A 13,771-nucleotide genomic window follows, 5' to 3' on the forward strand; every position below is an offset into this window, starting at 1 on the left:
TCTATTTTATATCGGTTATTTCCGCGACAATTTCATATGAGTGAAGTCGGGCCTGGTGATCGAAAATTTGTGAGTTGATGATCATCTCATCTGCACCCGTTTTATTTAAAAAAGACTGCAGCTTTTCTTTTATTGTTTCAGGACTTCCAATAATGGAGGAAGACAGTCTTTCTAAAAGTAAACCTTTTTCATAGTCACTGGAAAATTCCTCAATATTTTCGACAGGTGGTAGCAATTTACTAGGGGTATTGCGAATTAAATTTAAGAATTGCAGCTTCATCGAGCTTGCAAGGAAGTGTGCTTGTTTATCCGTATCAGCAGCGACAATATTCAGACCGACCATAGCATATGGTTCATCTAATACTTCAGAAGGTCGGAACTGACTGCGGTATAATTCTAAAGCTGGGATTGTATATTCAGGTGAAAAGTGACTGGCAAAAGCAAATGGCAGACCAAGTTGCCCTGCTAGTCCAGCACTATAACCGCTGGAACCCAACAACCAAATTGGAATATTTAATCCCTCACCAGGGATTGCACGCACGCGCTTTTTATCTGAAGTAATGGCAGGATTAAGATAGTTGCGCAGTTCACCTAGTTGCTGAGAAAAATCATCATTTCTAAGATCTCGCCTTAAAGCATGCGCAGTTAGTCCATCGGTTCCAGGCGCACGTCCAAGTCCAAGGTCGATTCGGCCTGGATATAGAGATTCTAGAGTTCCAAATTGCTCAGCAATTACAAGTGCAGCATGGTTTGGCAACATAATACCGCCGGAGCCAACACGGATAGTTGAAGTGCCACTTGCAACGTGAGCGATTACAACAGAGGTGGCCGAACTAGCAATGCCAGGCATATTATGGTGTTCGGCAAGCCAATATCTATTATAACCCCACTTTTCAGTATGGCGGGCTAAATCAAGTGTATTTTGCAAGCTTTGTGCGGCGGTGCCACCGTCGATTATCGGAGCAAGATCGAGTACTGAAAATTGAATCTCACTAAGTCGTCTAATATTCTTTGACATAGTCTCATCCTCTTTCTTGATTGGGTTTTACGCCCAAGTGTTGTGCTAGCTGTCCTTATATTTTCATTGTAATCAAAAATGGGACAAAAAGAAAAGACAGCGACTCACTGCCTTTTTTTAAAAATAAATATCTTTGAATCATATATGAGCCAAGTTAACAAGGGCCGGAATAAAGGAACCCGCCCATAACAGGGTAATCCAAGCGGCAAAAATCATGGCAAGCGTTGAAAAAGTCGCTTCCTGCTCCCCGTATTCCATAGCTTTTGTCGTTCCGACTCCATGGGCACTCATTCCAAGCGCCAACCCTTTAGCAATAGGAGATTTAATCGCTAACCATTTTAGCTCAAGTGGACCGAATACCCCGCCGACAATTCCGGTGATGATTACAAAAATGGTTGTTAATGTTGGCAATCCACCAATTTCTTTGGAAACTTCAATCGCTATGGGTGTCGTAATTGATCTTGGCAGGACGCTAACCAAGAAATCTGGATTAAGATGGAACAATAACGATAATCCAAAGGATGAAAATATGGCGACAAGGCTACCTATAGTAATACTGATGACGATAATCCCTAAATTCTTTTTAAGCAAATGGAAATGTTTATAGATTGGGATGGCAAAGGCAACCGTCGCTGGACCAAGCATGTGAGTCAGCCATTTAGATTCACTAATATAATGATTCGCAGGTAAATGAATAATGCTAATCGCTCCGATGATTATAATCGGACAAATTAATAAGGGGTGAAGAAGAGGGAAAGCCCATTTTTTATACCCAGCCTGTGTAAGGCGGTAGATGAAAAAAGTTAGTATGGTAGCAACAATAATTTTTACCATTTTACATCACTTCTTTTTCTAATTTTATCTGACATGTCTGCAGTATAAGCGGTTACTCCAATCACAATGAATGTGCTTAAACCAATTAGTAAGACGGTCTTAACGCCTTGCCAGCTAACGATTTCATCATAATTTACAATTCCGACTGCAGACGGTATAAAGAAGAGAATTAGCTCAGCTAATAGCCAGTTTCCACCTTTTTCAACCCACTCAAGCTTCACGATTTTAAGAGATAATGCTATTAAAAGCAGTATAAGACCGACCATTGAAGCTGGAATTGGAATGGTGATGAGGTTTTTGATTAGAGCTCCTAAAAATAAAAAAATATGGATAAATAAAATTTGAATGATAATAGTAATAATCTTCAAGTTTAATTCCTTCCTCACTACGGAAGAAGCTACTGAAGCTCCTTATGCCGTGTTCAAATTGGCTAATGGATAAATATTACTATAATAGTTGGTATTCGTATAATACATATATTTTATGTTGATTATAACCTTAGGTTATGTTCAGAACAGGAACTCATCATTAAACAATGAATTCAATAAATCCTTTCCCTGCATTTGAAATATATTTTCCCTTTTTGGTGATAACAGCGAGGTTCCAAGGGGTAGGTGGAATTAAATTAAGGATTTTCACCTGTTCATTCTGAATTCGATTACAAATTGAATCAGGTAAAATCGTAATCCCTAAATTGGCAGCAACCATTTCAGACATGAAATCCCATTGGGAGCTTTTAAAGAGAACCTTTGGCTCAAATCCTATCTTAATAAACTTTTTCCACATGATATCGTGGAGGGCAAAATCCTCATGGTAAAAGATAAAATCTTCCTCTTCTAACTCGTTCAAATGTACTGTTTCCGAATTAGCAAGGCGATGCTGCTGATGGACTAATAATTTCATTTCATCTTGGACGATTGGGTATATATTAAACACAGTTTCATCAACTGGAAGAACGGCAACACCTAACTCAAATGCTCCTTCATCCACACTTTTTACCACCTTTGCTGCTCCGTATTCCTTAATTACAATTTCGATATTAGGATATTTATGATGAAATTCCGCGATGATTTTTGGAAAATATAAGCTTCCAATGATGGGGGGAATCCCAATATGGATCGACCCCTTGCTAAGGTTGGTCATATCGTTTAATGTCGTTTCCATTTCGTCAAATTGGGAGATGATTTTTTTTGCATACTCCATCACAATCATCCCAGTATCTGTAACGGAACTTGTTTTGTTCGTGCGTACAATTAGGGTCATCCCAAGTTCTTCTTCAAGCCCCTTGATCATTTTACTTAAAGCTGGTTGAGAAATATGGAGCACGTCTGCGGCTTTTGTGATGCTTTTTTGTTTGGCAACCTCTAAGAAATATTTTAATTGACGGATGTCCATGCTTATCACCTCTGGTTTATTATAACAAAATTAGGAAAGAGAATTTAGGAGCGGTCCTGCAAATTTTGGGCAAGTAAAGGCTATCTTTTTTCCGTTTTTTCCATGGATTGCAATTGACCCGAGCGAGGCAATCGAGTAAGATAATAACATAGCTACGTTGTTCGTAACGATAATAAAGTTTTAACCTTTATACTTATATAGGGAGTTTTACATTGAAGCCTATATGACAAGCCTTCGTCTATACGACAGGGAGGACATGCAAAATAGGTTTTTGCGAACACCCACTTTGAGGAGTGGTGGTTTAAAACTTTCTTAATAAAGTTACGGCAATTGTGGCTTGTTTTATTTTTATAACAAATATAAACCAGATTCCAATCGGAACCTGGTTTTTTTCTTGGCTTTGTTAAACAAGAATGTTGATTTCCGTTCCAGGCACTCGCGCACCTTAGGGGCGGGCGGTGAGCCTCCTCGGCGCTTAAGCGGAGGCCACTGAAAAAGTCCAAGTTTTTAATTTAGGCAGTTGAAAGTTTGATTAAACCAAACTTTCAACTGCCTTTTTGCCTTATAATAACGATATTAAATGTATGTAGGTGGTATCCCGATGATTTCCAATCAAGAAACACTTAATCTTAGCCCATTCATGGCAATCTACGAAATAGTTGTGCCAAAAAGTAATATGCTTCGCCAAATCAATGAACTAGTGGACTTTTCATTTATTCTCGAAGAATTAAAAACGAAATATTGTCTTGATAACGGTCGAAATGCCATTTCACCGATTCGCATGTTCAAATATTTATTACTAAAATCGATATTTGATCTATCTGATGTGGATGTAGTAGAACGTTCAATATATGATATGTCGTTTAAATATTTCCTGGATATGGCACCAGAAGATTCCGTGATTGATCCTAGTTCCTTAACGAAATTTCGTAAACTCCGTCTTCAAGATGAGGATTTATTAGATTTGCTCATTGGCAAAACAGTTGAGATTGCTCTGGAAAAAGAAATCATAAAAAGTAAAACCATTATCGTGGATTCCACACATACGAAAGCGCGTTATAACCAAAAATCTCCGAAGGAATTTTTACAAGAGAAAGCGAAAAATGTTCGAAAAGCCGTGTATCGAATTGATGAATCCATGAAAGAAAAATTCCCTGCGAAAACAATTTCTGATGAAGTAACCGATGAATTAGATTATTGTCGTCGAATCATTACTGTTGTCGAAAAAGAACCACAAATCGCTAAAATACCTTCGGTCAAAGAAAAATTAAATGTTCTAAAAGAGATCGTAGAAGATTATACAGAACAACTTAGCTATTCAAATGATCCAGACGCACGGGTCGGACACAAAGCAGCGGATTCTTCTTTTTTTGGGTTCAAAACACATTACGCGATGGCTAATGAACGGATTATTACAGCGGCAGTTATGACAACAGGTGAAAAAAGTGATGGAAAATATCTGCGGGAATTAACCAAAAAAAGCCAAGCAACCGGAATGAAAATTGACAAAATCATTGGAGATACAGCCTACTCTGAGAAAGATAATATTCGCTTCGCGATAGAAAATGAAATAGCACTTGTTTCCAAATTACATCCGCATATTACACATGGCAGACGCACAAAAGAAGAAGAGTTTGAATTTAATAAAGATGCAGGATTGTATGTATGTAAAGCAGGGCATATGGCTAATCGAAGGAAATATGAAGGACGAAAGGGACAAGATAAAAACCCTAGAATCAAATACTTTTTTGATATTGAAAAATGTAAAGTATGTCCTTTTCATGAGGGATGTTATAAAGAAGGAGCGAAAAGTAAATCTTATTCTGTGACAATCAAATCAACAGAACATGCCGATCAGGAGGCATTTCAAAACACAGAAGAATTTAAAGAGCTAGCGAAATCTCGCTATAAAATTGAAGCGAAAAATAGTGAGTTGAAACATAGACACGGGTATGATATTGCATCATCTGCGGGTCTATTAGGCATGAAGATTCAGGGAGCTACAGCGATATTCGCTGTCAACCTTAAACGAATACTAAAACTCCTCAATGAAAAAGAATAAAAAAAGGCAAGGAAAAGGGCAATTTTTCGTCCAAAAACAGACGATAAATTGCCTTTTTTGTACCAAAATTTATTTACAGACGTAAAAATCGTATGTTTTTCAGTGGCCTCGCTTAAGCGCCTGTGGGGTCTCACCTGTCCCGCTGCTCCCGCAGGAGTCTTCGTGCCTTCCACTCTAATCAACATTGTGCAAAAAATCAACACAGCCTTTTTTTTAATCCAGCTGACTCTTCACATTTCTCTTTAATCTAGTGAACGCAATAAAATCACGTAGTTCCTCGGTTGATAACGTAATCTCATCTAGTGAAAGCACAATCTCCCTTGCCCCCAGTAATTCTATAAGTTCCAAATTTGTATTTTTATAATCTAATCGATTTAAAATATAATCAACTGACGTTTCAAATAAATCAGCTATTTGTGATAATGCTTTTAATGAAGGCTCGCGGTATCCGGATTCATAGCCAGCATATGTGCTTTTGGCTATTCCGAGGCGGTCAGCCGTTTCCTGTAACGACCAATTCTTGTTTTTTCGAAGCTCAGCTAAACGTTGTAACACAATCTATCACGACCCCTATATTTGTCTTTGTTGATTATACCATGTTGTAAATATTCACAAAAGAAAAATATACGCAAATTGAATACAGTTATTGATTATTTTGTATTTTTAGACGTATAATTAGCTATATTCATTCGCATATTGCGTACAAAAGCAATCTCCTCAAGGAGGAAATTTATGAAAAAGCTGTTATTAATAGCAACTGGTGGAACCATTGCATCAATTGAAGGGGAAGAGGGACTTGTTCCTGGTTTGTCAGCATTAGAATTACTTCAATATTTTCAGCACACAGATCAAAACGTGGATGTGACTTGTCAAATTCTTATGAATCGGGACAGTACCAATATGCAGCCAGAGCATTGGGTTGAAATGGCGGAAATGGTCTCGGAAAATTATCAACAATACGACGGTTTTATCATTACCCACGGTACGGATACCTTGGCATATACCTCAGCGGCACTTTCATATATGCTTCAAGGCTTACATAAACCAGTGGTTATAACGGGGTCGCAGATTCCAATAAGCTTTAAACAAACAGATGCGAAAAAAAATCTAGCAGATTCTGTTCGTTTTGCTTGTGAAGATAACGGTGGCGTCTTTGTTGTATTTGACGGACGCGTTATTATTGGAACGAGAGCAGTGAAAATGAGGACAAAAAGTTACGATGCTTTTGAAAGTATCAACCATCCTTATGTCGCAAATATCTCAGGAAATAAAGTCAATTACTTTTGGAAACCAGCATCATCTCTACAGGAATTTAAGGTCGATACTAGTTTATGCTCAGACGTATTCCTTTTGAAACTACATCCTGGAACAAAACCAGAAATCTTTGATTTTATTAAATCTCAATATAAGGGTGTTATTATAGAAAGCTTTGGAAACGGTGGTGTTCCTTTTGAAGGACGTAACCTATTGCCAAAATTAAAAGAACTTTCAGAGCATGGTTTCCCGGTACTCATCTCAACACAGTGTTTGGAAGAGGGGCAGGACCTTTATCTGTACGAAGTTGGAAGAAAAGTTGCACAATATGATGTAATTGTTTCGGGGGACATGAACTCAGAAGCAGTTGTAGCTAAACTAATGTGGGCACTTGGAAAAACAACCATCCTTAAGGAAGTCAAACATCTAATCGAGACTCCAGCTGCCTGGGATTTATCAACAAACTGGGGCAAAGAGGACTGACCGAAAGAAACTCGTTAATTCGGGTTTCTTTTTATTTTGGATAAAAAAGAATGATTCGTGGGTTTTTGGAATAAATATTTCATATTTAATATGTAAATATTGTATTTGGTCAGAGCATGGTGAGGTGAAGGGATGGAGATTGTTCTAATTAGATTAAAAGAACTATCTGAAGTGAATAAATTCTATTCTTATATAGCATCTGACTTGAGAAAAAAAGGAATAGACCAGTGGGTTCGTTATTATCCGAATCACTTTATTGTAAAGGAAGATCTAAAAAGGGAAACCTTATTTGGCATCAAAAAAACCAACAAATTAGTTGGTGCTATCGTCCTTGATACAAACCAAAGCAAAAAATATATAGAAATCCAATGGGAGGACTTTGGAGGTAGTCCGATAGTAATCCATCGTCTAGCGGTTGATCCACTCCATCAAGGAAAGGGTTATGGAAAAAAATTACTCCAATTTGCAGAGGAATACGCATGGGATAGAGGCCATACAAGTATCCGTTTTGATGTATATTCAGAAAATCATAGGGCGATTGCGATGTCTGAAAAATTTGGGTATCAGGAAAAAGGGGAAATTCGCTATCTATTTCGAAAAGCGTCATATAAGTGCTTTGAAAAACTATTTTAGCAGAAATCTTTAGAGTTCCATATAACGACATGAATTGACAGCATCTAGTGACTTTGGTGCTGTTTTTGCCTGTCTGGTAGACGCTTAAGTTGTACTATAATTGGGATAGTAATAGAATGATAATTGGGAGAATGATGCAAGAGGGGACTGTGTGAAGATGAACAATGAACTATTAATTCAGGCAAAAGAATTTATCACAAAATGCTATAGTGAGCTAGGAAAATCAGGAGAAGAAATAAAGCTTCGAATTGATGAGGTGGAGCAACAAATTCAAGATGAGAGTCACTATGATCACACATATGAAGAACTTCAACACGGATCGAGGATGGCTTGGCGAAATAGCAACAGATGTATTGGTAGGTTGTTTTGGGAAAGTTTACATATCATTGATCAACGGCATCTAAATACTGAAGAGGAAATTAGCGATGCTTTATTGCAACATATTGATTACGCGACAAATGGTGGAAAAATAAGACCTACGATTACAATTTTTAAACCGAAAATGAAAGATGAAGTTCAAGTGAGACTTTGGAATCATCAAATCATCAGGTATGCAGGTTATGAGACAGAAAATGGTGTGGTAGGAGATCCGCACTCCTTTGACTTTACGAAAATGTGCCAAGAGTTAGGTTGGAAAGGTCAAGGAACCGATTTTGATGTACTACCAATGGTTATTCAAGTAAAAGAAAATAGACCAAAAATGTTTACAATTCCGCATGAGAAAGTGCTAGAAGTTCCCCTGCGTCATCCGGAATATGAATGGTTCAAAGATTTAAATTTAAAGTGGTATGGAGTTCCGATGGTTGCCCAATTGCGCTTGGAGATTGGGGGAATCCATTATACAGCTGCTCCTTTTAATGGGTGGTATATGGAAACAGAGATTGGTGCAAGGAATTTTGCAGATAAGGATCGTTACGATCTACTTCCAAAAGTTGCCTCAATGATGGGACTGGACATTGAGAGCAACACTTCGCTTTGGCAGGATCGAGCAATTCTTGAACTGAACCAAGCGATATTATATTCATACAAAGAAGATGGAGTAAGTATTGTTGACCATCATACTGCAGCACAACAGTTTAAAATGTTTGAAGAGAAAGAGGTATCCTGTGGAAGAAAGGTGACAGGTAACTGGGTTTGGCTAGTTCCACCGGTTTCCCCTGCTACCACTCATATATTTCATAAACCATATAAGAACGAAATGCTAAAGCCAAACTTTTTCTACCAACCAAATTTATTTATATCGTAAAAACTAATTCTTACCAAAGTGGCCATGTTCAAACCTACTAATGTAGGCTGGAACATGGCCTTTTTGATTTAAGTAGAAAATTTAGGGATAGGGCTGTTAATTTAGGGATGAAAAAGAAAAATACGAAAAAGGGTATTGACTTATTTCGCCAAAAAGATATAATTTTATTGAAATATCCAAAAATTCTAAATTAATAGAATTGCAAAAATAAAAGCGGTTTCATAATGTAAATAAACATTATTTATTTTGAAACAACTAATCGTAAACGCTTTCTTTTGCCAAAAAGGGAAGGAGGATTGAAGTAATAGAATTGGATATTTTATTAGATTAATTGTTTAACCTAAACCATCCGTGTCATGCCATTTGACCAAAAGGGAATGGCAAGTCTAGTAAAATACATAATATTTCATTATTTTACAGCATTTGGCGCCGTTCTAATTCTCTAGTATTTTATCTAAGTATGTTAATAATTAGGAGGAAAAATATGGAAAACAATACGAACGTTAAAATTCAGGTAGCAGATCCATCCGCATTAGGTATGTTTGGTCTTGCCATGGTAACTCTTGTCGCTTCAACTCAAAAATTAGGCTTAACAGAAGGTGTTTCATTTATTTTACCGTGGGCGATATTTCTTGGAGGTTTCGCACAATTATTTGCTTGTGTTCAAGATGCCAAAAATAACAATGTTTTTGGACAAACTGCATTTGGAGCATACGGATTATTTTGGATTGGTGTAGGTACTTCTTGGTTAATTCAGTTAGGTGTCTTCGGTAAAACACTAGCTTCTACAGTGGATCCAAAGCAATTGGGCGTTGCTTTTATTGGATACTTAGTCTTCAGCCTCTTCATGACAGTTGGTGCCTTAGAAACTCATAAAGTTCTATTCTCGATTTTTGTTTTAATAGACGTATTATTCGTAGGGTTAATTTTAACTACATTTGAAATCGCACCAGAAACTTCCCACATGGTTGCTGCGGTTGCTGAAATGGCTATCTCTATCCTTGGTTTATATGGAGCAGGTGCTTCTGTATTAAATGCCCACTTAGGCCGCGTTGTAGTACCAGTAGGAAAACCATTTGGAATCTTAAAGTCACAAGTTCAAATGAAATTGGTCAAAAACGCATAATATTTGGAAATAAACCGATTGGTGGACGGAAACGTTTCTCAATCGGTTTTTCTTATTTTTCAAAGAGTTAATAGGGGAAATGTATTAATGGGCTCTTTCACACAAATAGTGAAAGGGACTTTTTAGGGAAAATATGTTTACAAGTTCTAGATAGTAGTTTATAGTAAATTTTGAACAATTTCCAAAATTAAGACTAGGGGTGTCCATTAAGTTGGGCTGAGAGAGAAACGCGACTAAGTTTCTTAACCCTCAGGACCTGATCTGGTTCATACCAGCGTGGGGAAGTTAGCATAACTTAAATTTGTCATGGCAAAATGTCATTTCTGAATTTATACTAACATCGCCGGGTCTTAACAAGACGCCGGCTTTTTCATGCTGAAAATGAATTAGATTTTGTCCTTTTTATTAAAAAAAAGGGGAGAATGCCATGATGGAGAACAAATCAGTAAGTGAGATGAACGTATCAATCCTGTCTAGTTTTTCAGGAAGTAAAAAAGTGTATGTCGAGGGAACTAGACCAGACATTCAAGTTCCAATGCGAGAAATATCGCAAAGTCCTACAACGGGAACAATTGGTGAAGAGGAAAATCTGCCAGTTCGAGTCTATGACACAAGTGGACCTTACACAGACTCCGACTATTTAGCAGACATCAGGAAGGGACTGAGTCCGCTTCGTCGCAATTGGGTTCTTGAACGTGGTGATGTTGAAGAGTATGTTGGTCGTGATATAAAACCAGAGGATAATGGCTATAAAAAAGAAGAATCTCTCGCAAATACTGAAATCTTTCCGGGGTTAAAAAGAAAACCTTTACGGGCAAAAACAGGATGTAACGTCACGCAATTACATTATGCACGGCGTGGAATTGTAACACCCGAAATGGAATATATCGCGATAAGGGAAAATATAGACCCTGAATTTGTCCGCGATGAAGTTGCTCAAGGGCGCGCGATTATCCCAGCAAATATAAATCATCCTGAAAGTGAGCCGATGATTATTGGTCGGAATTTCCATGTGAAAATAAATGCAAATATCGGAAACTCTGCTGTCACTTCTTCGATTGAAGAAGAGGTGGAAAAAATGAGATGGGCCACACGTTGGGGAGCAGATACGATGATGGATCTCTCCACTGGAAAAAACATTCATACCACTCGAGAATGGATTATTCGAAATTCTCCAGTACCAGTAGGAACGGTGCCAATTTATCAGGCACTTGAAAAAGTTAATGGCATCGCTGAGGATTTAACTTGGGAAGTGTATCGGGATACGTTAATTGAGCAAGCGGAACAAGGCGTGGACTATTTTACGATCCATGCGGGGGTTCTTTTACGATACATTCCTTTAACAGTAAAACGTGTAACCGGGATAGTATCCCGAGGTGGCTCAATCATGGCTCAATGGTGCCTTGCCCACCATAAGGAGAACTTCCTATATACACACTTCGAAGATATTTGTGAAATCATGAAAGCGTATGATGTGGGGTTCTCGTTAGGTGACGGTTTACGTCCGGGTTCTATTGCCGATGCCAATGATGAAGCACAATTTGCTGAATTAGAAACATTAGGTGAACTGACAAAGCTTGCATGGAAACATGACGTTCAAGTGATGATTGAAGGACCTGGACACGTACCAATGCATTTAATCAAAGAGAATGTCGATAAACAAATGGAAATTTGTGGCGAGGCTCCATTTTATACACTTGGTCCACTAACAACTGATATTGCCCCCGGCTACGATCATATTACGTCTGCAATTGGTGCGGCGATGATTGGTTGGTTTGGCACAGCGATGCTTTGTTATGTGACACCTAAAGAACATTTGGGTTTGCCAAATAAAGAGGATGTAAGAGTTGGAGTAATTACCTATAAAATCGCTGCACATGCTGCTGATTTAGCAAAAGGGCATCCGGGTGCAAGATTGAGAGATGACGCACTTTCGAAGGCTAGATTTGAGTTTCGTTGGCGCGATCAATTTAATCTATCGCTTGACCCGGAAAGAGCGATGGAGTACCATGATGAAACTCTTCCAGCAGAAGGTGCTAAAACGGCCCATTTCTGTTCGATGTGTGGTCCGAAGTTCTGCAGTATGAGGATTTCACATGACATACGAGGAATAGCGATGGAAAAAGGATTCGACTATGAAAATGTAATTGATGAAGGTTTGAAAGAAAAGGCAGATGAGTTTAGAGCAACTGGCGGGGAAATCTATCAGAAATGACCAAGGAAATCAAAAAATCTATTGAAAGTAAATTGATTATTCCTGAAAAATGGTCTCTTTGATTTTCACTGTTCATGAATGAAGAGTTGTTCTTTTGCAATTTATTCACAAAATTAGGTAGATTCACCAAATTATTCTTGTATAATAAGGAAATTAGGAAATCAGAGTTTGATTTTGCTAAATCTATGATACAAAAAGAATTGGTGATATAAGCATGAAAATAATGAAGTTTCATAAAAACATTAAAATCCGAATGGTGGAATCATTTTTTAGTTCAACAATCGGCGGCATGGTTTTTCCTTTTATGGCAATTTATTTATCCCATCACTTTGGTACTATGACTACAGGACTTTTATTAGTTCTAAATGTTTTCATAGGTATCATCATTAATTTTTTTGGAGGATATTTTTCCGATCAGTTTGGTCGCAAGAAGATCATCGTTATCGCGGAAACATTACGTTTTGTTGCATTTTTCACGATGATGGTGTGTAATTCTCCTTGGTTTTCTTCTCCATTAATTTCATTTTTTATGATGACGGTCAACAGCATATGCTGGGGACTGGCAGGACCTGCTAACCAAGCAATGCTGATAGACGTTAGTAAGCCGGAAGAAAGAAAGATCATGTACACGGCTATGTACTGGACAAATAACTTGTCAATTGCATTAGGCGGCGTCGTTGGTGGTTTCTTATTCAAACAGTTTTTATTTGAACTTCTTATTGCCTTAGCGCTTGCTTCCTTGTTAACTTGGATATTAATTACATTCTTTATTGAAGAAAGTTATGTACCTAAGCTAACTGAAGAAAAATCAATGGGACTACATCTTAAATTATTGTTTTCAAGTTACAAAGAAGTATTTCAGGATAAGTTGTTCGTCCTCTATGTACTAGCTGGTTTGCTTGTTCTGTCAATGGAATTTCAACTTACAAATTATATCAGCATTCGCTTAGCTAATGAAATGAAAGAACAGCATATACTAGGATGGACTTTTGGCGGAATTGAAATGACAGGATTCCTCCGTACTGAAAATACTATTCTAGTAGTAGTAACAGCATTGTATGCAACCAAGCTTGTGGAAAAGTTCAAAGATCGACATACCCTTATCATTAGCTGTCTAGTTTTTGTTTTGGGATACGCTATCATTTCATATTCAAATAATGTATGGATATTGTGCTTAGCGATGTTAGCGTCAACAGTTGCTGAAGTCCTCCGTGTTCCAGTGCAACAAAATTACATGGCATCCATGCCACCTGAACATTCCAGAAGTTCCTATATGGCGGTAGCAGGTTTAACATTTAACTTGTCTATGCTGATATGTTCCATCACGGTTACGCTCAGTTCTTTTTTATCGAAGATGGAAACTTCTATTTTTATTTCAATTATCGGTGTGATGGGGATTTATCTGTTCTACCAAATTGCTCCACAATTAGATAGGAGAGTGGTAGATCAGGTACAAAAACAAACACAGGTAAAAGCTCAATAAGTTGCAGAGTATGAGAACGTAT

At 37.7% G+C, this 13,771-nt stretch carries 12 protein-coding genes, 1 other RNA gene and 1 riboswitch; of the genes, 8 read left to right on the plus strand and 5 right to left on the minus strand.

From position 1 onward, the window contains the following. Position 1: 1 nt before the first annotated feature. The 4 genes from B1NLA3E_RS08780 to B1NLA3E_RS08795 form a co-directional block, all read right to left on the minus strand. Positions 2–1,018 carry an LLM class flavin-dependent oxidoreductase gene (locus B1NLA3E_RS08780; protein WP_015593486.1) on the minus strand — a complete coding sequence of 339 codons (1,017 nt, stop codon included), beginning with the start codon at positions 1,016–1,018 and terminating at the stop codon, positions 2–4. A gap of 138 nt (positions 1,019–1,156) precedes the next feature. Continuing rightward, positions 1,157–1,852 (minus strand): LrgB family protein, encoded by a 696-nt coding sequence (locus B1NLA3E_RS08785; RefSeq protein WP_015593487.1) that lies wholly within the window; start codon positions 1,850–1,852, stop codon positions 1,157–1,159. Next, positions 1,846–2,220 (minus strand): CidA/LrgA family protein, encoded by a 375-nt coding sequence (locus B1NLA3E_RS08790; RefSeq protein ID WP_041580407.1) that lies wholly within the window; start codon positions 2,218–2,220, stop codon positions 1,846–1,848. The genes B1NLA3E_RS08785 and B1NLA3E_RS08790 overlap by 7 nt, the downstream gene beginning before the upstream one ends. Positions 2,221–2,380: 160 nt before the next feature. Beyond that, complete coding sequence (locus tag B1NLA3E_RS08795) at positions 2,381–3,247, minus strand: LysR substrate-binding domain-containing protein (protein ID WP_015593489.1); 867 nt, start codon at positions 3,245–3,247, stop codon at positions 2,381–2,383. 146 nt (positions 3,248–3,393) lie between these two features. Here B1NLA3E_RS08795 and ssrS point away from each other — a divergent pair. Further along, a non-coding RNA gene (gene ssrS, locus B1NLA3E_RS23795) (6S RNA) lies at positions 3,394–3,589 on the plus strand. A 259-nt stretch (positions 3,590–3,848) separates the two neighbouring features. Continuing rightward, complete coding sequence (locus tag B1NLA3E_RS08800; RefSeq protein ID WP_015593490.1) at positions 3,849–5,309, plus strand: IS1182 family transposase; 1,461 nt, start codon at positions 3,849–3,851, stop codon at positions 5,307–5,309. A gap of 213 nt (positions 5,310–5,522) precedes the next feature. On the opposite strand, the gene B1NLA3E_RS08805 is transcribed toward B1NLA3E_RS08800, so the two are convergent. Then, positions 5,523–5,864 (minus strand): helix-turn-helix domain-containing protein, encoded by a 342-nt coding sequence (locus tag B1NLA3E_RS08805; protein WP_015593491.1) that lies wholly within the window; start codon positions 5,862–5,864, stop codon positions 5,523–5,525. 177 nt (positions 5,865–6,041) lie between these two features. Here B1NLA3E_RS08805 and B1NLA3E_RS08810 point away from each other — a divergent pair, with 177 nt between their 5' ends. From B1NLA3E_RS08810 to B1NLA3E_RS08835, 6 genes are all read left to right on the plus strand, one after another. Further along, entirely contained in the window at positions 6,042–7,046 is a 1,005-nt protein-coding gene (locus tag B1NLA3E_RS08810; protein WP_015593492.1) for an asparaginase, read from the plus strand. A 132-nt stretch (positions 7,047–7,178) separates the two neighbouring features. Beyond that, positions 7,179–7,679, plus strand: a complete 501-nt coding sequence (locus B1NLA3E_RS08815; RefSeq protein ID WP_015593493.1) for a GNAT family N-acetyltransferase — start codon at positions 7,179–7,181, stop codon at positions 7,677–7,679. Between the two features lie 157 nt (positions 7,680–7,836). Next, positions 7,837–8,925, plus strand: a complete 1,089-nt coding sequence (locus B1NLA3E_RS08820; RefSeq protein WP_041580408.1) for a nitric oxide synthase oxygenase — start codon at positions 7,837–7,839, stop codon at positions 8,923–8,925. A gap of 484 nt (positions 8,926–9,409) precedes the next feature. Further along, complete coding sequence (locus B1NLA3E_RS08825; protein WP_015593495.1) at positions 9,410–10,051, plus strand: acetate uptake transporter; 642 nt, start codon at positions 9,410–9,412, stop codon at positions 10,049–10,051. A gap of 185 nt (positions 10,052–10,236) precedes the next feature. Further along, positions 10,237–10,351, plus strand: a riboswitch (TPP riboswitch). Between the two features lie 130 nt (positions 10,352–10,481). Continuing rightward, on the plus strand, positions 10,482–12,266 hold the full coding sequence (thiC, locus tag B1NLA3E_RS08830) for a phosphomethylpyrimidine synthase ThiC (RefSeq protein ID WP_015593496.1): 1,785 nt from the start codon (positions 10,482–10,484) through the stop codon (positions 12,264–12,266). Positions 12,267–12,480: 214 nt separating this feature from the next. After that, positions 12,481–13,749: an MFS transporter gene (locus tag B1NLA3E_RS08835; protein ID WP_015593497.1), complete on the plus strand. Its 1,269-nt coding sequence runs from the start codon at positions 12,481–12,483 to the stop codon at positions 13,747–13,749. Positions 13,750–13,771: the final 22 nt, after the last annotated feature.

It is taken from the genome of Bacillus sp. 1NLA3E, assembly GCF_000242895.2.
GTDB lineage: Bacteria > Bacillota > Bacilli > Bacillales > Cytobacillaceae > Bacillus_BU.